The 18,469-nt window shown below is 71.0% G+C and carries 21 protein-coding genes; 15 read left to right on the top strand and 6 right to left on the bottom strand.

Translation table 11 applies throughout. The features are described from left to right. Positions 1-144: 144 nt before the first annotated feature. Both N5096_RS06005 and N5096_RS06000 read left to right on the top strand, forming a co-directional pair. A complete protein-coding gene (locus N5096_RS06005) occupies positions 145-564 on the top strand; it encodes a DUF5790 family protein (RefSeq protein ID WP_267663410.1) in 420 nt (139 codons plus the stop codon). A 110-nt stretch (positions 565-674) separates the two neighbouring features. After that, positions 675-884 carry a hypothetical protein gene (locus tag N5096_RS06000; protein ID WP_267663409.1) on the top strand — a complete coding sequence of 70 codons (210 nt, stop codon included), beginning with the start codon at positions 675-677 and terminating at the stop codon, positions 882-884. A gap of 82 nt (positions 885-966) precedes the next feature. On the opposite strand, the gene N5096_RS05995 is transcribed toward N5096_RS06000, so the two are convergent. After that, the gene (locus N5096_RS05995) at positions 967-1,713 is read right to left on the bottom strand and encodes a creatininase family protein (RefSeq protein ID WP_267663408.1); all 747 of its coding nucleotides are present in this window, start codon (positions 1,711-1,713) and stop codon (positions 967-969) included. Positions 1,714-1,814: 101 nt separating this feature from the next. On the opposite strand from N5096_RS05995, the gene N5096_RS05990 reads away from it, so the two are divergent. Next, positions 1,815-2,159: a DUF5789 family protein gene (locus N5096_RS05990; RefSeq protein WP_267663407.1), complete on the top strand. Its 345-nt coding sequence runs from the start codon at positions 1,815-1,817 to the stop codon at positions 2,157-2,159. 22 nt (positions 2,160-2,181) lie between these two features. Here the strand turns inward: N5096_RS05990 and N5096_RS05985 are convergent, their stop codons facing one another. Beyond that, positions 2,182-4,128: an ABC transporter ATP-binding protein gene (locus tag N5096_RS05985; protein WP_267663406.1), complete on the bottom strand. Its 1,947-nt coding sequence runs from the start codon at positions 4,126-4,128 to the stop codon at positions 2,182-2,184. A 149-nt stretch (positions 4,129-4,277) separates the two neighbouring features. After that, on the bottom strand, positions 4,278-4,607 hold the full coding sequence (locus tag N5096_RS05980) for a DUF7538 family protein (RefSeq protein WP_267663439.1): 330 nt from the start codon (positions 4,605-4,607) through the stop codon (positions 4,278-4,280). A 163-nt stretch (positions 4,608-4,770) separates the two neighbouring features. Here N5096_RS05980 and rnz point away from each other — a divergent pair, with 163 nt between their 5' ends. The 3 genes from rnz (at position 4,771) to N5096_RS05965 (ending at position 7,079) form a co-directional block, all read left to right on the top strand. Beyond that, positions 4,771-5,703, top strand: a complete 933-nt coding sequence (rnz, locus tag N5096_RS05975) for a ribonuclease Z (RefSeq protein WP_267663405.1) — start codon at positions 4,771-4,773, stop codon at positions 5,701-5,703. 73 nt (positions 5,704-5,776) lie between these two features. Further along, positions 5,777-6,196 (top strand): HIT family protein, encoded by a 420-nt coding sequence (locus N5096_RS05970; RefSeq protein WP_267663404.1) that lies wholly within the window; start codon positions 5,777-5,779, stop codon positions 6,194-6,196. A gap of 94 nt (positions 6,197-6,290) precedes the next feature. Next, positions 6,291-7,079 (top strand): P-loop NTPase family protein, encoded by a 789-nt coding sequence (locus tag N5096_RS05965; RefSeq protein WP_267663403.1) that lies wholly within the window; start codon positions 6,291-6,293, stop codon positions 7,077-7,079. Between the two features lie 34 nt (positions 7,080-7,113). On the opposite strand, the gene N5096_RS05960 is transcribed toward N5096_RS05965, so the two are convergent. Then, positions 7,114-7,626, bottom strand: coding sequence for a DUF7858 family protein (locus tag N5096_RS05960; protein WP_267663402.1), 513 nt, complete (start codon positions 7,624-7,626; stop codon positions 7,114-7,116). A 164-nt stretch (positions 7,627-7,790) separates the two neighbouring features. Here N5096_RS05960 and N5096_RS05955 point away from each other — a divergent pair, with 164 nt between their 5' ends. Together N5096_RS05955 and N5096_RS05950 are read left to right on the top strand one after the other, a co-directional pair. Next, on the top strand, positions 7,791-8,771 hold the full coding sequence (locus N5096_RS05955; RefSeq protein WP_267663401.1) for a transcription initiation factor IIB: 981 nt from the start codon (positions 7,791-7,793) through the stop codon (positions 8,769-8,771). A gap of 102 nt (positions 8,772-8,873) precedes the next feature. Then, positions 8,874-10,505, top strand: a complete 1,632-nt coding sequence (locus N5096_RS05950; protein WP_267663400.1) for a GTPBP1 family GTP-binding protein — start codon at positions 8,874-8,876, stop codon at positions 10,503-10,505. Between the two features lie 7 nt (positions 10,506-10,512). On the opposite strand, the gene N5096_RS05945 is transcribed toward N5096_RS05950, so the two are convergent. Next, on the bottom strand, positions 10,513-10,854 hold the full coding sequence (locus N5096_RS05945; protein ID WP_267663399.1) for a dihydroneopterin aldolase family protein: 342 nt from the start codon (positions 10,852-10,854) through the stop codon (positions 10,513-10,515). A 23-nt stretch (positions 10,855-10,877) separates the two neighbouring features. Beyond that, positions 10,878-11,723: a PHP domain-containing protein gene (locus tag N5096_RS05940; protein WP_267663398.1), complete on the bottom strand. Its 846-nt coding sequence runs from the start codon at positions 11,721-11,723 to the stop codon at positions 10,878-10,880. 117 nt (positions 11,724-11,840) lie between these two features. Here N5096_RS05940 and N5096_RS05935 point away from each other — a divergent pair, with 117 nt between their 5' ends. The 7 genes from N5096_RS05935 (at position 11,841) to N5096_RS05905 (ending at position 18,333) form a co-directional block, all read left to right on the top strand. Continuing rightward, complete coding sequence (locus tag N5096_RS05935; RefSeq protein WP_267663397.1) at positions 11,841-13,175, top strand: amidohydrolase; 1,335 nt, start codon at positions 11,841-11,843, stop codon at positions 13,173-13,175. Positions 13,176-13,259: 84 nt separating this feature from the next. Continuing rightward, a complete protein-coding gene (locus N5096_RS05930) occupies positions 13,260-13,898 on the top strand; it encodes a LysE family translocator (RefSeq protein ID WP_267663396.1) in 639 nt (212 codons plus the stop codon). Positions 13,899-14,134: 236 nt separating this feature from the next. Continuing rightward, complete coding sequence (locus tag N5096_RS05925) at positions 14,135-15,187, top strand: hypothetical protein (protein ID WP_267663395.1); 1,053 nt, start codon at positions 14,135-14,137, stop codon at positions 15,185-15,187. Between the two features lie 158 nt (positions 15,188-15,345). Continuing rightward, positions 15,346-16,635, top strand: coding sequence for an adenosylhomocysteinase (locus N5096_RS05920; RefSeq protein ID WP_267663394.1), 1,290 nt, complete (start codon positions 15,346-15,348; stop codon positions 16,633-16,635). Positions 16,636-16,709: 74 nt separating this feature from the next. After that, entirely contained in the window at positions 16,710-16,883 is a 174-nt protein-coding gene (locus N5096_RS05915; RefSeq protein ID WP_267663393.1) for a hypothetical protein, read from the top strand. 61 nt (positions 16,884-16,944) lie between these two features. After that, positions 16,945-17,694, top strand: a complete 750-nt coding sequence (nucS, locus tag N5096_RS05910) for an endonuclease NucS (RefSeq protein ID WP_267663392.1) — start codon at positions 16,945-16,947, stop codon at positions 17,692-17,694. 108 nt (positions 17,695-17,802) lie between these two features. After that, positions 17,803-18,333, top strand: a complete 531-nt coding sequence (locus tag N5096_RS05905; RefSeq protein WP_267663391.1) for a 50S ribosomal protein L16 — start codon at positions 17,803-17,805, stop codon at positions 18,331-18,333. Positions 18,334-18,469: the final 136 nt, after the last annotated feature.

Genomic DNA, 18,469 nt, shown 5'->3' with positions numbered 1-18,469 from the left:
GCCTCGGCCGGGCGAGTGGGCGGTCGCCCGGGGCGGAACTGAACGCCGTCCCGCATCGAACCGAGACCCTGACGCCCCGTCGGCGGCGGTTTCACTTTCGCTTTCGGGCGCGTTTTTAAAAGGCGTCGGGACGACATGTCGGGTATGGCCCAGTCCACGTTCGACGACGACGACCTGTTCGGCGAGGCGGCCGAGGAGACGCGCGCCGAGGTCGAAGAGCACCTCGCGGCCGCCCGGGGCGAACTCCCCGACCCGGACGACGTGTGGGAGACGGACGCGGACAACGTGCTCGGCGCCCTCAACGGGCTCAAGTCTGCCCTCGACGTCGGCGACGCGACCGGCTCCGTCCGGTCGGCGAAGAAGGCGTACGTGCTCGGCGAGCGCGCCGACGCCTTCGAGGACGCCGACGATTTAAAAGCGGAGATCGAGGAGCTGGAGTCGCTCGTCGGCGACATCGAGAGCGCGGCCGAGGAGGTCGCCTCGCTCACGGGCACGATCCCCGCGATCCGCGGCGCCCTGCAGGACGCGGCAGAAGCGAGCGAGGACGACGAAGACAACGAGTAGTCGGCGTCCCGCGCGACGGGTCGGTCATGCGTTGACACGGACAGCGCGCCGAGCGCGGGGGTCGCCAGAGCACCAACGTCTCTTTACTGGTAGAGGAAGAGATTCGTCCTATGGACTGTCCCGTCTGCGGGAGCGCCGTCGTGGAGTTCAGCGAATTACCGGGCAAGCTGCGGGATCGCTTGGAGGCGGACCCGCAGCGACAGCGACAGTCGGTCGAGCACCGTCGAGAGAAGCACACCGCCTGTCCCGACTGTACGTTGGAGATACACGGCTGCGGCCAGCCCTACGCCGTCCCCGAGGAAGCGACGCCGGCGCGCTGACAACGGTGCCGTATTTAAATACTGCATCGTTCGCTGCCATGCGGATCTAGATAGACAGGACCTCGACGGCGCCGGTCGCCTTTTAAACAGACTCCCGCTTGACGACCGCCGCCGCCAGTTCCGCGAGCGCGTCGCTCGCGAGCTCCAAGAGCGCCTCGCCGCGCTCGGCGTCGCCGTCGGCGGGGTCGCCGACCACGCCGTTCTCCGCGAACTCGTCGGAGTCGTGCGCGAGGTTCACGCCCGAGATCCACTCGCCCCACCGGTCGGCCGCGTCCTCGCTCGCGGCCGCGACGCGGTCCTCGCGGACGAGGTCGGGGTTCGTCGCGCGCAGCAGCGCCGTCTCCAGCGGGCCGGCGTGACCCATGTCGCCCGCGTGCTCGCCGACCGCATCGAACCAGGTGAACGCGACGGCGTAGCCGTCGTGGCCGCCGTCGCGGGAGAACCGGCGGGCGATCTCCGCGAGCGCCTCCACGTTGCCGCCGTGGCCGTTGACGAACACCACCCGGTCGATCCCGTGGCTCGGCAGCGACTCGGCCGCTTCGCGGACGTACGCGCGAAAGGCGTCGGGCGAGACCCACATCGTCCCGTCGAAGGTGCGGTGCTCCTCGGCGACCCCGACGGGTATCGGCGGGGCGACGGCAACTTCGGGAGCGGAGTCGCGCTCCGCCTCGTACGCCGCCGCCCCGGCCTCCGCGACGGCGACGGCGTCGAGCGTGTCGGTTCCGAGGGGCGCGTGGGGGCCGTGCTGTTCGGTGCTGCCGACGGGGACGAACGCGACGTCGACGTCGCCGTCGCGCACGTCGGTCCAGGTGGCGTCCGCAAGTCGCATACGGCCCCCTCGGCGGGACGCGCCGTATAGCCGACGGTCTCCGGTCGATACGAGGGTCGGGAATCCGAGGAACTATTCCGGTACCTGACGAGACGCCACCCATGAGCAACGAGGACGAGGGACACGATCGAACGAGAGGGGTGACGTTCGGACCGCTGAAGCGGGCGCTCCGCGAGCATCGGTACCCGGTGTCGGTCGCGGAGCTGGTCGAGCAGTACGGCGGCTTCGAACTGGAGACCGAAGTCGAGAGCGAGCGCCTCGAGACGGCGCTGGAGCGGTGCGAGCGGACGGAGTTCGGCGAGCCGCGGCAGGTGCGCGACGCGATCATCGACGCGCTGGGCGAAGAGACGAGAGAGGAGGCGGCGACCGCGGGAGACGGAAGAGGGACGGGCGAAGCGGGAGACGGGAACGGCGGCGCGGACGGCTGGAGCCGGCTGTCGACGTGAACGGGACTGACCGTTCGGTCCCTCAGTCGTCGTCGCTCTCGGCGTCCGCTATCAGGCGCGCGGTGCGCTCCTGGGCGCGGTCGATGAACTCCTGTGGGAGTTCGTCGATCTCGCCGGCCTGCACGCCCCAGAGGTGGGCGTAGAGGCCTCCGTCGTCGAGCAGCTCCGCGTGGCTCCCGCGCTCGACGACCTCGCCGCCCTCCAACACGAGGATCGCGTCGGCGTCCTTGATCGTCGAGAGCCGGTGGGCGATCGCGAACGTCGTCCGGTCGGTCGTGAGCCGGTCGAGCGAGCGCTGGATCAGCATCTCCGTCTCGGTGTCGACGTCGGAGGTCGCCTCGTCTAAGACGAGGATGTCGGGGTCTTTCAGCACCGCCCGCGCGATGGTGACCCGCTGGCGCTGGCCGCCGGAGAGCTTCACGCCGCGCTCGCCGACCATCGTGTCGTAGCCGTCCGGGAGGTTCTCGATGAAGTCGTGCGCCTCCGCGGCCTCCGCGGCCTCGCGGACCTCCTCGTCGGTCGCCTCGAAGGTGCCGTAGGTGATGTTCTCGCGGACGGTGCCGTAGAAGAGGTACGACGACTGGCCGACGTAGCCGATCGACCGGCGGAGCGACTCGAGGGTCACGTCGCGCACGTCCTGCCCGTCGATCCGAATGGACCCCTCGTCGACGTCGTACATCCGGAGCAGCAGCTTGAGCACCGTGGACTTCCCGGCGCCGGTCGGGCCCACCAAGGCGAGCGTCTCGCCGCCCTCGACCGCGAGGTCGACGTCCTCGACGATAGTCTCCTCGTCGTACCCGAAGCTCACGTCGTCGTAGGCGACATCGCCGTCGCCGACGACCAGTTCCTCGGCGTCCGGGTCCTCGGCGAGCCGCGAGGGCTCGTCCATTAACCCGAAGATCCGGGCGGAGGAGGCGCGGGCGCGCTGGTACATGTTGATAATCTGCCCGAACTGCGCCATCGGCCAGATGAACCGCTGGGTGTAGAGAATGAAGACGACGAACATCCCGACCGAGAGCTCGCCGGTGAACGGGCCCGGCGGGGTGTCCTGAAACACCCACAGCCCGCCGATGACGAACGTGACCACGAAGCCGATACCCGCGAGCACGCGGAGCGCCGGGAAGAACTTGATCCGGGTCGTGATCGCGTCCCAGTTGGCGTCGAAGTAGTCCATCGAGACGCCGTCGACGCGGTCGGACTCGTACGGCTCGGTGTTCGACGACTTGATCACCTGGATGCCGCCGAGGTTGTTCTCGAGCCGGGAGTTCATCTTCCCGACCGAGGAGCGCACCTCCGCGTACTTCGGCTGGATCGTCTTGATGAACAGATAGGTGAACCCGCCGATGATCGGGACCGGGAGGAGCGCGACCAAGGCGAGCTGCCAGTTGATCCAGAACAGCAGCGCGCCGATGCCGACGACCATCACGGAGAGCCGGAACAGGGAGTTCATCCCGTCGTTCAAGAACCGCTCGAGCCGGTTCACGTCGTTCGAGAGGATAGACATCATCTCGCCGGTCTGCTTGTCGGAGAAGAACTCCATGTTCAGCCGCTGCATCTTGTCGTACGTGTCGGTCCGGACGTCGTGCTGGATGTTCTGCGCGAAGGCGTTGAACCCCCAGTTGCGGATCCAGTGGAACGCGGCCCCGATGCCGAACGCGGCCCCGATGACGCCGATGGTGAACCAGAACTGTGCCGTCTGTCCCGTCGGGAGCCACGCGTCCGGGAGGACCACGAGCGGGATCTGCTCGCTGAACAGGGCGTCCTCGTAGAAGACGGCGTCGATGGCGATCCCGAGCATGAGCGGCGGGAGGAGGTCTAAGAGTCGGGCGAAGACGCTGGCGAAGACGCCGACGGAGACCTGCGGGAGGTAGTCGCGACCGTACGCGAGGAACAGCCGTTTCATCGGGTTTTCGATCTTGTCCCGCTGTTCCTCGAAGGGGTCGTCGTCCTCCCACTCGGCGCTACTCATTACCGTTACCTACCGTATCGGGCGGCAAATGGGTTTCCTTCGAGTCGAGAGACACCGGCGTAAATCACCGCTATCGGGCGTCAAAACGCTCGATCGGGGCCTGAGAGGGAAACGGAGTGAGAGGGGGCGACGGCGGCCCGGACGCGAGGTCAGACGCCGCGGCGCTCCAGGTCGGGATCGGCGCCGGCGGCGGCGAGGTCCTCTCGGATGCGACGTCGGAGGGGGTCGGGGACGTCGTCGCGGGGAACCGGGGCGGCCGTGGCGGTCGCCGTCGAGTCGTCGCGGGGCGTCGAGCCGTCGGCGGCCGCAGAGGGGTCGCTTCCGGCCGGGGCCGGTACGGTCCAGTAGAGGACGCGCTCGGCGTCCGCGTAGAACTCCACCGCGAACCGGTCGCCGCCGCCGTCGTAGTGGACTCGGGCGGCGTCACCCTCGGCGCGCCACCCCTCCTGTTCGACCAGCGCGGCGATCGAGTCGTACACGGTCGCGTTCGGGGCGGCGGACACATGTCGGCTTCGGCCTCGGTCGCGTCGCGGTCGGCGGGGCCGCGTGGCAGTCCCGGGGTCAACGGGGCCGCGATGACGTGGTCGACGAGGGGGACGCCCGCCTCGAAAGGAGTTTATCGCCGCCGGCCACAGGACTGGTATGTCCCTTCGCGTCACCTTCCTCGGGACGGGCGGCGCCGTCCCGACCACCGAGCGCGCGCCGAGCGCACTGTTCGCCAACCGCGAGGGCGATCGCCTTCTCTTCGACTGCGGCGAGGGGACCCAGCGCGGGATGATGCGGTTCGGGACCGGGTTCGGGATCAGCCACCTGTTCGTCTCGCACCTCCACGGCGACCACGTCCTCGGGATCCCGGGGCTGGTCCAGACGCTCGGGTTCAACGACCGGACGGACCCCCTGACGATCCACTGCCCGCCGGGGACCGAAAGCGACCTCCGCGACCTCGTGCACGCGGTCGGCCACGACCCCGCGTTCGAGGTCCGGATCGAGCCCGTCGCGCCCGGCGAGGTCGCGCTCGACGCCAACGGCTACGAGGTCCGCGCGTTCGAGACGGAACACCGCACTCGGTCGCAGGGGTACGTCCTCGAGGAAGACGACCGCCCGGGCCGGTTCGACCGGCCGAAGGCGGAGGAGCTCGGCGTCCCCGTCGGCCCGAAGTTCGGTCGGCTCCACGACGGCGAACCGGTCGAGGCCGACGACGGGACGGTCGTCGAGCCCGAGCGCGTGGTGGGACCGCCGCGGCCCGGGCGAACGCTGGTGTACACGGCCGACACGCGCCCGCGAGAGCGGACGGTCGAGGTCGCCGATGGCGCCGACCTGCTCGTCCACGACGCGACCTTCGCCGACGACATGGCCGACCGCGCCCGCGACACGGCCCACTCGACCGGCCGCGAGGCGGGGGAGATCGCCGCCCGGGCGAACGCGAGGCGACTGGCGCTGGTCCACGTTTCCTCGCGGTACGCCGCGGACGCCTCGCCGATCCGCCGCGAGGCGAGGGAGGCGTTCGACGGCGAGTGTCTCCTCCCGGACGACGGCGACCTCGTCGAGGTGCCGTTCCCCGACACGGGCGAGTAGGACGGAGCGGCGCGCGAAGCCGGGGGCCTCGGTCCGGGAAACCTTGATGAGTCGCGCCGACGACCTCTCGAGTATGTCCGACGACTGCATCTTCTGTTCGATCGTCGCCGGGGATATCCCGGCGCGGACCGTCCGCGAGACCGACGACGTGCTGGCGTTCCTCGACGCCAACCCGCTCTCCCGGGGGCACGCGCTCGTGATCCCGAAGTCACACGCCCAACACGTCGGCGACCTCGACGACGACCTCGCGGGCGAGCTGTTCGCGGTCGTGACCGATCTCGTCCCCCACATCGGGTCGACCGTCGGCGCCGACGGCGCCAACGTCGGGATCAACGACGGCGAGGCGGCCGGCCAAGAGGTCCCGCACGTCCACGTCCACGTCATCCCGCGGTTCGAGGGCGACGGCGGCGCGCCGCTCCACGCGGTGGGCGGCGAGCGACCGGACCTCTCCGACGACGAGCTGGACGCGGTCGCCGAAGCGATCGCCGAGTGAGCGGTCGGGCGCCGCGTCCCTCGCCTGCGTCGGCCGATCGCCCGCCCGGCGGCGTGCAACAGAGTTAACAGCGACACTCCGGGTAGCCGAGCACATGCAGGCGACGACGCTCGCGCTCGTCGGGGCGACCGGCGGGGCGGGGACGACGCGAACCGCCGTCGAACTGGCCGCGATCGGGGCGCGCGACGACCGCGACGTGGCCGTGGTCGACGCCGCGTTCACGACGCAGGGGCTCTCCGAGCACGTCGCGGGGCGGATCGGCACCGACCTCACGGCGCTGCTCACCGACGAGACCGACGCGTCGCTGTCGGCGGCGACGTACCCGATCGACGTCGAAGGCGAGGGGAACGGCGACGGGGACACGGCGGCCCTCCCGGGACGCGCCGACGCGGTCCCGGCCCGCGCGCCCTTCGAGCGCGCCGCCCGCGCGAAGACGGCGGAGGCGGCGCGGAAGCTGGAGCGGCGGATCGGCGAGGCGGCGACCGCCTACGACGCCGTGGTGGTCGACGCCGCGCCCGTCGGCTCGAACGAGGCGGTCGGGGCGGTCGCGGCCGCCGACCGGGTCGAGGCGGTGACCCCCGCGACCGCGCACGGCCGCGACGCGCTCCAGCGGCTCCGCGGTCGGGTCGCCGACGTCGGCGGAAGCGTCGACGGGACGATCGCGGTGGACCGCGCCGGGGAGTCCGGCTCGGAGCGCGGCGACGGGGGGAGGGCGGACACCGAGCTCCCGCCGACCGATCCCGTGGTGGGGAGCGCTCCCGAGGCGACGACCGGGACCGGGGAGTACGTCGCGGCGCTGGCCGAGGCGTACGAGCGCGCGTTCGACGCCTCGCTCGGGATCGAGTTCGAGGAGCCGGGGCTGGTCGAGCGGCTCCGGTCCTGAGACGGAAAAACGAGTGACGAGAAGTTCTCGCCGCTCAGCGCAGCCCGTCGGGCGACCCGAGCGCGTCGCCGTCGCCGCGGAGGCCGTCGCCGAGCGGCGCGGAGCCCGCGACGTGCGCGTCGACCGCGTCGGCGACCGCGGGGACCGGGTCGTGGGTCTCGACGTACGTCGCCAACGCGAAGTCGGCCTCGTCGCCGCCGGCAAGCGCGACCGCCTCGCTGCGCGCGATCCGGCCGTCGAGCCAGTCGCGGACGACGCTTCGACGGCTCGGTGCGAGCGGGCAGACGCCATCGACGCCGCAGCGGTGCAGCGCCTTCGCGCCCGTCATCGGCGTCACCCCGGCCTCGCGGGCGGCGTCGCCGACGCTCTGGCCGGCCGTGTACGCGTCGACCAGCGTCGCGGTCGCGGCCGGGGTACACGGCAGGTCGTCCGCGTGCGCCGCGATCCGGTCGACGAGCGGCGTCTCCGTGTCGTCGGCGACGGCGACCCCGCGATCGCGCTGGCTCGCGGTCACCTCCAGCCCGTCCGCGATCTCCGACAGTGTCATGCGGAGAGATGGCTCGCTCCAAGGGTTAAAACCACCGTACTGCGGCAGGGGGGAGTGCCGGGTTCACCGACCGGTAACCGGTCGGTTCGAGCGCGTCGATCCGGGCGATCACCCCCGAATTCTCCCGGGTTTAAGTAAGGCATCGGGCCCGAGTTCGACGTGTGATGAGCCAGGCACGCTCGACCCGCGCCCGTTCGCACCGCACCGAGACGACCGACCGCGCCGAGGAGACGACCGCGACCGCCGAGGGGGAGGCGGCCGGAGACGCGGAGACGACCGCGACCGAATCGACTGCCGTCGACGAGTGCCCCGAGTGCGGCGGCCGGACCCGCGTCGACTCCGCCGAGCGCGTCTGTACCGACTGCGGGCTCGTCGTCGAGGCCGACCGGATCGACCACGGCCCGGAGTGGCGCTCGTTCGACGACGACGACGCGAACCCCAAGCGCACCGGCGCGCCCCTCACGCGCTCTCGGCACGACCGCGGCCTCTCGACGGAGATCGGGCGGTCGACGAAGGTGAAGGGCCGCAAGCGGCGGCGGCTCGCCCGGATGCGGACCCAGCATAACCGCGCGCAGATCTCGACCAAGCGCGACCGCAACAAGGTGTACGCGTACACCGAGGTCCGGCGCCTGACCGGCGTCCTAGAGCTGCCCGACAGCGTCCGCGACACGGCGTGCACGCTGTTCGACTCCGCGCAGGACGAGAGCCTGCTACGGGGCCGGTCGCTGGAGGGCTTCGCGGCCGCCTGCGTCTACGTCGCCTGTCGCACCGCGGACGTCGCCCGGACCGTCGGGGAGGTCTGCGCCGAGGCGAAGGCGACGGAGGACGAGCATCGGGCGGCCTTCGACGCGATGAACCGCGAGCTCGGGCTCCCGATCGGCCCGACGGGTCCCGCCGAGTACCTCCCGCGGTTCGCGAGCGACCTCGACTGTGCGGCCGACGTGGAGCGGCGCGCCGGCGAACTCGCGGAGCGCGCCGTGAGAGAGGGGATCGCGAACGGCCGTAACCCGGTCGGCGTCGCCGCCGCCTGCCTGTACACCGCGGCCCGCGAGCTGGGCGCCGACTGCACGCAGCAGGAGGCGGCCGACGTGGCCGACGTGACGCCCGTGACGGTCCGGCGGACGTACGTGGACCTGACCGAGTGAACAGACCGCTCGGGAGGCCTCCCGAGCGCTCGGTACCGGTCGCGTGGAGTGGGGACGTATCGCACGAAAACCGTTAAGCCCGGCTGTCGCCTACAATCAGATATGAGCGCTGACCGGTCCGCCCTCCGGCGGGCCATCGAGCGCGGCGAGCGCGACGGCGGCGAAATCGAGTTCAAAGAGCGGCTGACCCGCGAGGTCCACTTGGCCGAGGGCCGGATGGAGTCGCTCGTGGCCCAGCTCCGTCACCGGGTGCTCTCCGGGGACGGCGAGGCGACGTACGTCCTCGGGGTCACCGACGACGGCGGGCTGGCCGGGATCTCGCCCGACGCCTTCTCCGAGACGATGGACGTCCTCTCGCTTTTGGCCGACGAGGCGGACGCCCACATCGCCGACGCGGAGACGTGGAGCGCCGGCACCGCGGGCGACGGCAGTTCGGATGGGCTCGTCGGTCTCGCCACCCTCCGCGACGGCGGGATGTTCGAGACGGACGACGACCACCTCGTGATCGGGACGGCGGGCCACGTCGACCACGGGAAGTCGACGCTCGTCGGCACCCTCGTCACCGGGCGGGCCGATGACGGGGAGGGGGGCACGCGCGGCTTCCTCGACGTCCAGCCGCACGAGGTCGAGCGGGGGCTCTCCGCCGACCTGTCGTACGCCGTCTACGGGTTCGAGGACGGCGGCGACGAGCCGGTTCGGATGGACAACCCGCACCGCAAGTCCGACCGCGCGCGGATCGTCGAGGAGGCGGACCGGCTGGTCTCGTTCGTCGACACCGTCGGCCACGAGCCGTGGCTCCGGACGACGATCCGCGGGCTCGTCGGCCAGAAGCTCGATTACGGGCTCCTCGTCGTCGCCGCCGACGACGGGCCGACGAAGACGACCCGCGAGCACCTCGGTATCCTGCTCGCGACCGAGCTGCCGACCGTCGTCGCGATCACCAAGGCCGACGCCGTGAGCGACGGGCGGCTCGCGGAAGCCGAGCGCGAGGTCGAATCGGTGCTCCGGGACGCCGGCCAGACGCCCCTGCTCGTCGACCGACACGGGATCGACGCGGCGGTCGCGGAGGTCGGGGACGGCGTCGTCCCGCTCCTCCGGACCAGCGCGGTGACGAAGGAGGGGATCGGAACGCTCGACCGGCTGTTCGAGACGCTGCCGAAGCGGGCGACTCCGGCGCGCGAGGAGTTCCGGATGTACATCGACCGGAGCTACAAGGTGACCGGCGTCGGCGCGGTCGCGTCGGGCACGGTCAACTCCGGCACCGTGGAGGCCGGCGACGAGCTCCTGCTCGGTCCGATGGCGGACGGCTCCTTCCGTGAGGTGGAAGTCAGGTCGATCGAGATGCACTACCACCGGGTCGACAAGGCGACCGCCGGCCGGATCGTCGGGATCGCGCTGAAGGGCGTCGACGAGGAGGATGTCGAGCGCGGGATGGCCCTGGTGCCCCGCGGGAGCGGCCCCGAACCGGTCCGCGAGTTCGAGGCCGAGGTGATGGTGCTGAACCACCCGACGCGGATCCAAGAGGGGTACGAACCGGTCGTCCACGTGGAAACCGTCTCCGAGGCGGCCGTCTTCGCGCCCGAGGGGGGCCGGCTCCTCCCCGGCGACACCGGCCGGACACGGGTGCGGTTCAAGTTCCGGCCGTACCTCGTCGAGGAGGGCCAGCGGTTCGTCTTCCGGGAAGGGTCGAGCAAGGGCGTCGGGACGATCCGGGACGCGTTTCCGGGAGAGTAACCGCGCTTCAGTCCTCGACCGAGACGAGTTCCATCAGCGGGTAGCCGTCGGTCATGGTCATCTGCGTCCGGACCGTCACGCCCTCGTGTTCGATCCGCATCTCCACGTCCATCAGCGAGCCGGTGAGCTCGGTGTAGCCGTTCTCGTGGTCGATCGCGTCGGCGACGCGGTCGTCGTGAACGGTGACGGTCACCGACTCGCAGAACGGCTGATTCTCGATCGACTCCGCCATCGCGGCCTCCAGGCTCCGCGCGCTCGACGGGCTGACGGGCGTCCCCGCGAACTGGTGGTACAGCGAGCCGAACTTGATCCCGGCCTCGAAACACGCCTGCTGGGCGTCGGTTGCCATACCCGCACTGCGGGGGCGGCGGCCTAAGGGGCTTCGGAGGGGTCCGGCGGTCCCGTCTCCGGGGTACTCAGAGAATCCCCCGGGGAACCGCCGACGACCTCCTCGACCGCGAGCGGCTCGATCCCCGTCTCGTCGAGGTAGCGCTCCAGCCGCGGGACCCGGTCCGCGAAGTCCTCGGGGTCGTGCGAGTCGGTCCCGACGACGAACCGGACGCCGCGGTCGCGGAATGCCGCCACGAACGGGTCGGTCGGGTGGAAGAGGTCGAATTCGCCGCGGTCGCCGGCTCGGCCGGCGTTGATCTCCGGGACCGTCCGGGAGTCGGCGCAGGCGGCCGCGACTCGCTCTCGATGGGCGGCGGTCGTGAGCCCGTTGAGCGCGGGGTGGTTCTCCACGAGGTCGGCGTGCGCGAGCACTTCGAACAGCTCCGACTCGACGAGCGAGACGACGGCGTCGTAGTAGTCGTCGACGAACGCCCGGCGCTCTGCGTCGCTCGCGTCCGCGAACGACTCGAACGGGAACACCTGCTTGCCGGCGACGTAGTGGACGCTCCCGACCGCGTAATCGAACCCGGCGTCGGCGAGGAACTCCCGGATGGCGCCCTCCAGCTCGGGCTCGTAGTCCATCTCGACCGCGTCGTAGAGCGTCAGGTCGGCGGGGTCGGCGGCGGTCGCGAGGGCCTCGCGGCGACGCCCGTGCGTGCGGTCGAAGTTGCGGTTCCAGAGGAGCCGCTCGTCGCGCCACGCCTCGCTCAGGCTGCAGTGGTCCGCGAACCCGACCGCGTCGAGCCCCGCCGCCTCGGCGGCGTCGACCATAAGCGGGATCCCGGAGCCGTCGGAGTAGGACGTGTGCGCGTGGACGTCGACGGTCACGCGTAACCGAAAGGGCCGCAGCGGCCTAAGCCCGTCGCGGGAGCCGGGGGCGGCGGACGACGCTCCCACCGTCGCCGGAACCGAAGCGGTTTGGTCCGGGAGGGGGAACCGGCCCGTATGAACGCGCTTCGCGTGACCGGCGGGCGGGTCCTGCGCCCGGACGGCTCCGTGACCGGCTCCGACGTGACGATAGACCGCGACGCGGGAACGATCCTCGCGGTGGGCGAAGAGACGGCGGGCGACGAGGCGACCGCCGCCGAAGCGGTCCCCGACGTCGACGAGACGCTCGACGCCGAGGGGGGGCTCGTGGTCCCGGGGCTCGTCAACGCGCACACGCACGTCGCGATGACGCTGCTCCGGGGGTACGCCGACGACAAGGAGCTGGACGCGTGGCTCCGGGAGGACATCTGGCCCGCGGAGGCCGAGCTGACGGCCGACGACGTCGAGGCCGGCGCCGCGCTCGGGGCCCTGGAGATGATTCGCTCGGGGACGACCGCGTTCGCAGACATGTACTTCGCGATGGACCGCGTGGCGGACGTCGTCGACCGCGCCGGCCTGCGCGCGCGGCTCGGCCACGGCGTCGTCACGGTCGGCAAGGACGACGCGGACGCCCGCGCGGACGTCAAGGAGAGCCTCGCAGTCGCCCGCGACCTCGAGGGGGCCGCAGACGGGCGGATCCGGACCGCGTTCATGCCGCACTCGCTGACGACGGTCGGCGAGGCGTACCTCCGCGAGGGGGTCGCCGAGGCGCGCGAGGCGGGCGTCCCGGTCCACCTCCACGCGAACGAGACGGCCGAGGAGGTCGACCCGATCGTCGACAAGCGCGGCGAGCGCCCGGTCACGTACGCCGAGGACCTGGACGCGCTCGGGCCGGACGACTTCTTCGCGCACGGCGTCCACGTCGACGACTCGGAGATCGAGCGGCTCGCAGACGCGGGGACCGCGGTCGTCCACTGCCCGGCCTCGAACATGAAGCTCGCCAGCGGGATGGCACCCGTCCAGCGGCTTCGCGACGCGGGCGTCACGGTCGCGCTCGGCACCGACGGGGCGGCCTCGAACAACGACCTCGACGTCTTCGACGAGATGCGCGACGCCGCCATGCTCGGAAAGCTCGCCGCGGGCGACGCCGCCGCGGTCCCGGCCGAGGCGGTCGTGGAGATGGCGACCGCGGCGGGCGCTGAGGCGCTCGGGCTCCCCGGCGGCCGGATCGAGCCGGGCGCGGCCGCCGACCTCGCCGTCGTCGACCTCGACGCCCCGCACCTGACGCCCGTTCACGACCCCGTCTCGCACCTCGCGTACGCGGCGCGGGGGAGCGACGTGCGGCACACGGTCTGCGACGGCCGGGTGCTCATGCGCGACCGCGAGGTCCTGACGCTCGACGCCGAGGCGGTCCGAGAGCGCGCGGCGGACGCCGCGAGCGACCTCGTCGAGCGCGTCGATAGCGGGGTGTGAAGCGGTGCGGCGGGAGGTGCCGGCACGAGCCGCGCGCCAGGCGGGACGGACAGAGTTAATCGATCGCCGACCGACAGGCCGGTCGTGATCGACCTGCCCGTCGTGGTCGCGTTCGTCCCGGCGGTGATGGCGGTCGTCGTCTCCCCCGGACCGGATTCGATATACACGATCGCGCAGAGCCTCGGCGGCGGTCGCGCGGCCGGGGTCGCCGCGGCGGTCGGAACGGCCACCGGCGTGCTGGTGCACGCGGCCGCCGCGGTGGTCGGGCTGTCCGCGCTCCTGCGCACGACCGCCGAGGCGTACGTCCTCATGAAGTACGTCGGCGCCGCCTATCTAGTGTACCTCGGCGTGCAGCTGCTCAGAGACGACGAGACGTTCGATATCGACGAGTCGGCCGGGACCGAGGACCGCTCGGTCGTCGGCTCGTATCGGAGGGCGGTTACGATCAACGTCACCAACCCGCAGGTGGCCGTCTTCGTGCTCGCCTTTTTCCCGCAGTTCGTCCCCGCGACCGCGGACGCCACCCTCCAGCTTTCGGTCCTCGGAGTCGTGTACGCGGGGCTCAGCCTCCTGTATCTCGTCGGCGTGGCGCTGTTCGCCGACCGGGTCCGGCACCTCCTGCTGGACTCGATGGCGGGGCGGCGAGCGGTCCGATACGCGAGCGGGAGCGTCCTGGTCGGCTTCGGCCTGAAGCTCGCGCTCGACGGGGGGCAAGGGCTGTGAGGGGTGACGCTCGTGAGCGGGGGGAGACGGCGCTCGCGAGGAGCGAGGCGCGTCGGGCCAACCCGCGCGCGAGACGAATCGACCCGAATTACCGGTCGGTTCGAAGGTAGACCCGCGTTTCGGCCCGAAACGGGAAAATGAACCGTAGAGCGCCGTCAAGCCGGATATAATCCGGATTAAACCGGGTTAAGCGAATGCCCTTTTTATATGGTAAGGACGGGTTAACCCGAGTGGACATGAACGGACGCACGACAGCACTCCTCCTGGTCGCGGTCGTCGCGCTCGGCGCGATGACCGGCGTCGCGGCCGCCGACGGAGATCTCACGGTGGGCGTCGACGTCGACGACGGCGGGGAGCCGACGGTCAACGTGACCCAGAACGGCACCGCGGTCGAGAATGCCACGGTCGACGTGAGCGTGGTCGACGAGAACGCGTCGTACGAGGGGACAGGTGAGTACGAGACCGACGCGAACGGTACCGTCGGCCTCCCCGCCCCCGACGAGGACGTGACGGTGAACGTGACGGCGAGCAGCGAGAGCCGGGCCGCGTCGACGACGGTCGACCTCGAAGCGCCCGTTGACCTCGCTATCGACGTGTCGAACACCGACGGCGAGCCCGTCGTCGCGGTCACCGACGAGGGCACCGCGGCCGAGAACGCCTCGGTGAACGCCGCGACCACAGACGGCCAGAACGCGACCTACGTCGGCGAGGGCGACTACGAGACCGACGAGAACGGCACGGTGACGCTCCCCGCGGCCGAGGAGAACGTCACGGTCGACGTGACCGCCGAGTACGGGAACGACTCCGTCTCAGCGACGGTCGACCTGACCGCCGGGGAGGGAGGGGAGGCGAACCGGTCGTTCGGCCAGCAGGTCCGCGAGTTCGTTCAGAAGATCAAGGCCAACCAAGGCGCCATCGGCCCCGCCATCTCGGACTTCGTGACGGAGAACAACCCGGGGAACGCGCCCGACCACGCGGGCGGTCCCGGCGGCCCGGACGACGCGGGTAACGGAAGCGACGCGGCGAATGCGAGCGACGGCCCCGGTAACGCGCCCGACCGCGCCGGCCAGGGCAACGGGAACGCCGGCGAGCAGGGACCGCCGGACCACGCCGGAGCCGGTGGCGACGGCGGCGACGCCGCGAACGCGAGCGACGGCGACGGCCGAGGACCGCCGAGCGACGCCGGGCCGGGCGGTGACGGTGGCGAGAGCGACGGAGACGACGGGGAGGAGGACGACGGTGACGACGGGTCTGGTCCCGGTAACGGGAACGGCAACGGTCCGGCGTGACTGACGCGCGACGCAGCAACTGACGCGCCGGCGACTCGGTAACTGACGCGCCGGCGACTCGGTGGCTGACCCGCGTCGGTGCGGGATCCCTTTTCGGCGTTTTTGCGACGTGACCCGGTGTCGGCAGGGTTTAGTGCGCCGTGAGTGAATCGTAGAGTATGAGCGAAACCGCGTATCCGCCGGTGTCACAGCACCTCTCGGACCTCGAAGCGGCCCGTGAGGAGGGGCGCCGGAAGATGGACTGGGCGCTCCAGCACATGCCAATCTTGAACGCGCTCCGCGAGGAGTTCGTTGACGAGCAGCCGCTCGCCGGCGAGACAATCGCGATGGCGATGCACGTCGAGGCGAAGACGGCGAACCTCGTCGAGCTGCTCGCCGACGGCGGCGCGGAGGTCGCGATCACCGGGTGTAACCCGCTCTCGACGCACGACGACGTGTCGGCCGCGCTCGACACCCACGAGTCGATCACCTCCTACGCGGTCCGGGGCGTCGACGACGAGGAGTACTACGACGCGATGCACGCCTGTATCGCCCACGAGCCCACCGTCACCGTCGACGACGGGATGGACATGGTGAAGCTCGTCCACGAGGAGTACCCCGACCTGATCGACTCCATCGTCGGCGGTGCCGAGGAGACGACCACGGGCGTCGACCGCCTGCGCGCGATGGACGCCGACGGCGAGCTCCACTACCCTGTCTTCGCCGTGAACGACACGCCGATGAAACAGCTGTTCGACAACGTCCACGGCACCGGTGAGTCGTCGCTCGCGACCATCGCGATGACGACGAACCTCTCGTGGGCCGGCAAGAACGTCGTCGTCGGCGGGTACGGCCAGTGCGGAAAGGGTGTCGCCAAGAAGGCCTCCGGCCAGAACGCGAACGTTATCGTCTGCGAGGTCGACCCCCGCAAGGCGCTCGAAGCGCACATGGAGGGGTACGAAGTGCTCCCGATGGCCGAGGCCGCCGAGAAGGGCGACGTGTTCGTCACGACGACCGGGAACCGCGACGTGATCACCCGCGATCACTTCGAGGAGATGCAGGACGGCGTCCTCCTCGCGAACGCCGGCCACTTCGACGTGGAGGTGAACCTCGACCAGCTCGACGAGCTGGCCGTGGACCGATACGAGGTCCGCGACGGCGTCGAGGGGTTCGAGATGCCCGACGGCCGCGTCCTGAACGTGATCGCCGAGGGGCGGCTCGTCAACCTCGCGGCGCCCATCGCCCTCGGTCACCCGGTCGAGGTGATGGACCAGAGCTTCGGCGTGCAGGCGGTCGTCGTCCGCGAACTCGTCGAGAACGGCGAGCGCTACGCGGCCGGCGTCCACGACGTGCCCGACGAGCTCGACCGCGAGGTCGCGGACATCAAGCTTGCCGCCGAGGGCGTCGAGTACGACACCCTCACCGACGAGCAGCGCGAGTACATGGACAGCTGGGAGCACGGGACGTAGTCCGCTCGGCGGGAGCCGACGGGGCGGTCGCGTCGGGTCGACCGGCTTTTGTGCGACGCGACCGTATCGAACGTATGAACCCAACGGCGGTGCTTCACGCCGGATTCGGCGTATCGGTCCTGATCGGAATCCTCGTTTCGGACACAGCGCTCCGGATCGGCGCCTTCGCGCTGGGGGCAGTCCTCTTCGTCGCCGGGATCGCGGTCTCGCGACGCGACGAGGGGGAGGACGGGGCGGACGCGGCGTAGCCGCCTCGAAACCGACTCCGAGCGCGCGCCCTTTTTGAGCGACGACGCCCTACACATATCAGTGACGGTCACGAGCGTCCACGATCCGAGCCACCGCGAGGCCCTCTGGGAGCTGGAGGACGCCTTCGAGCGCGGCGACCTGATAAGCGTCTTCGGGCGCTGCACGGTCAGCTACGAGGGTCGCGCCGCCTCGGACCTGGGTGCCGGCGACCGGCTGCTCGTGTTGAAGCCCGACGGCGCCGCCCTCGTCCACACCGACGAAGGGCGCCAGCCCGTCAACTGGCAGCCGCCGGGGTCGGAACACCACGCCGCGGTCCGCGAGGGGCGACTCCGGGTGCGCTCGACCAGAAGCGACCCCGACGAGACGCTCACCGTGCGCTTCGACCGGGTCCATCAGCTCTCCGCGATGGCCGTGACGGGCGGGCGCAACCTCACCCTCCACGGAAGCGAGGAGGACCTCCGGACCCGGGTTCTAGAGCGCCCCGAACTCGTCGAACCGGGGTTCGAACCGAAAGAGACCGAGCGCCCTTCCAGCGCCGGCCCGATGGATGTGTTCGGCGTCGACGCCGACGGGACCCCGGTCGTCGTCGAGCTGAAGCGCCGGCGCGTCGGGCCCGACGCGGTGGGGCAGCTCGCCCGGTACGTGCGAGCGCTCCGGGAAGAGATCGCCGCGGAAGACGGGGACGACGGCGGCGACACCCCTGTCGTCCGCGGGGTCCTCGTCGCTCCCTCGGTCACCGACCGGGCGAGAGGGCGGCTCGCGGACCGGGGGTTCGGCCACGTCGCGCTCGACCCGACGTCCGAGGAGTGAGGCGGCGGCGACCGGGAACCGACCTGCGGGCGTCCGAATCACGAGCCGGCGACGCCGCGGTATCGAAGGGTTTATCGCCGCAGCACGGGCTACATCGGACAAGTAGCCATGTCTGACAAACCCGCCTCTATGTATCGGACGATCGACAAGCCGTCGTACACCCGCCGCGAATACATCACGGGCATTCCCGGCTCGAAGATCGCCCAGCACAACATGGGCGACCTCTCCGCGGAGCCGGACGACTACCCCGTCCAGATCAGCCTCCGCGTCGAGGAGGAGCTCCAGATCCGCCACGGCTCGCTCGAGAGCTCCCGGCTCTCCGCGAACCGCCACCTCATCAAGGAGCTCGGCGAGGGCAACTACAAGATGACTCTCCGCAAGTTCCCCCACCAAGTCATCCGGGAGAACAAGCAGGCGACCGGCGCCGGCGCGGACCGGGTCTCCGACGGGATGCGACAGGCGTTCGGGAAGCCGGTCGGGACGGCCGCGCGGCTCAACGCGAACGACATCGTCTTCACCGCGTACTGCGACGTCGAGCAGGCGTCCGTCGTGAAGGAGGCGTTCCGCCGCGCGTACAACAAGCTCTCGCCGCCGTGCCGGATCACGGTCGATCGCGGCGAAAAGCTCCTCGTCTCGTAGACGCGCCGACCTTTTCGAGGCGCGGTTCTCACGGCCCCGAGCGGTGCGGCCAGAGATGGAGGTGCGACCCCGCTGTCGACGAGCCCACGACCGCGACCCCGCCGCACGGCGAGGCGAACTCCTGAAATACCTTCCT

The sequence above is a fragment of the Halorubrum yunnanense genome (assembly GCF_026586675.1).
GTDB lineage: Archaea > Halobacteriota > Halobacteria > Halobacteriales > Haloferacaceae > Halorubrum > Halorubrum yunnanense.
This window is presented reverse-complemented; position numbering and strand designations above follow the sequence as displayed.

Bases quoted from the DNA above. Each gene is read 5' to 3' on its own strand.
- N5096_RS05990 (WP_267663407.1), top strand. From the start codon at position 1,815: ATGAGCAACGAGGACGAGGGACACGATCGAACGAGAGGGGTGACGTTC.
- N5096_RS05955 (WP_267663401.1), top strand. From the start codon at position 7,791: ATGAGCCAGGCACGCTCGACCCGCGCCCGTTCGCACCGCACCGAGACG.
- N5096_RS05915 (WP_267663393.1), top strand. From the start codon at position 16,710: ATGAACCCAACGGCGGTGCTTCACGCCGGATTCGGCGTATCGGTCCTG.
- N5096_RS05935 (WP_267663397.1), top strand. From the start codon at position 11,841: ATGAACGCGCTTCGCGTGACCGGCGGGCGGGTCCTGCGCCCGGACGGC.
- rnz (WP_267663405.1), top strand. From the start codon at position 4,771: ATGTCCCTTCGCGTCACCTTCCTCGGGACGGGCGGCGCCGTCCCGACC.
- N5096_RS05985 (WP_267663406.1), bottom strand. From the start codon at position 4,128: ATGAGTAGCGCCGAGTGGGAGGACGACGACCCCTTCGAGGAACAGCGG.
- N5096_RS05925 (WP_267663395.1), top strand. From the start codon at position 14,135: ATGAACGGACGCACGACAGCACTCCTCCTGGTCGCGGTCGTCGCGCTC.
- N5096_RS05920 (WP_267663394.1), top strand. From the start codon at position 15,346: ATGAGCGAAACCGCGTATCCGCCGGTGTCACAGCACCTCTCGGACCTC.
- N5096_RS05905 (WP_267663391.1), top strand. From the start codon at position 17,803: ATGTCTGACAAACCCGCCTCTATGTATCGGACGATCGACAAGCCGTCG.
- N5096_RS06000 (WP_267663409.1), top strand. From the start codon at position 675: ATGGACTGTCCCGTCTGCGGGAGCGCCGTCGTGGAGTTCAGCGAATTA.
- N5096_RS05950 (WP_267663400.1), top strand. From the start codon at position 8,874: ATGAGCGCTGACCGGTCCGCCCTCCGGCGGGCCATCGAGCGCGGCGAG.
- N5096_RS05945 (WP_267663399.1), bottom strand. From the start codon at position 10,854: ATGGCAACCGACGCCCAGCAGGCGTGTTTCGAGGCCGGGATCAAGTTC.
- N5096_RS05995 (WP_267663408.1), bottom strand. From the start codon at position 1,713: ATGCGACTTGCGGACGCCACCTGGACCGACGTGCGCGACGGCGACGTC.
- N5096_RS05965 (WP_267663403.1), top strand. From the start codon at position 6,291: ATGCAGGCGACGACGCTCGCGCTCGTCGGGGCGACCGGCGGGGCGGGG.
- N5096_RS05970 (WP_267663404.1), top strand. From the start codon at position 5,777: ATGTCCGACGACTGCATCTTCTGTTCGATCGTCGCCGGGGATATCCCG.
- N5096_RS05960 (WP_267663402.1), bottom strand. From the start codon at position 7,626: ATGACACTGTCGGAGATCGCGGACGGGCTGGAGGTGACCGCGAGCCAG.
- N5096_RS06005 (WP_267663410.1), top strand. From the start codon at position 145: ATGGCCCAGTCCACGTTCGACGACGACGACCTGTTCGGCGAGGCGGCC.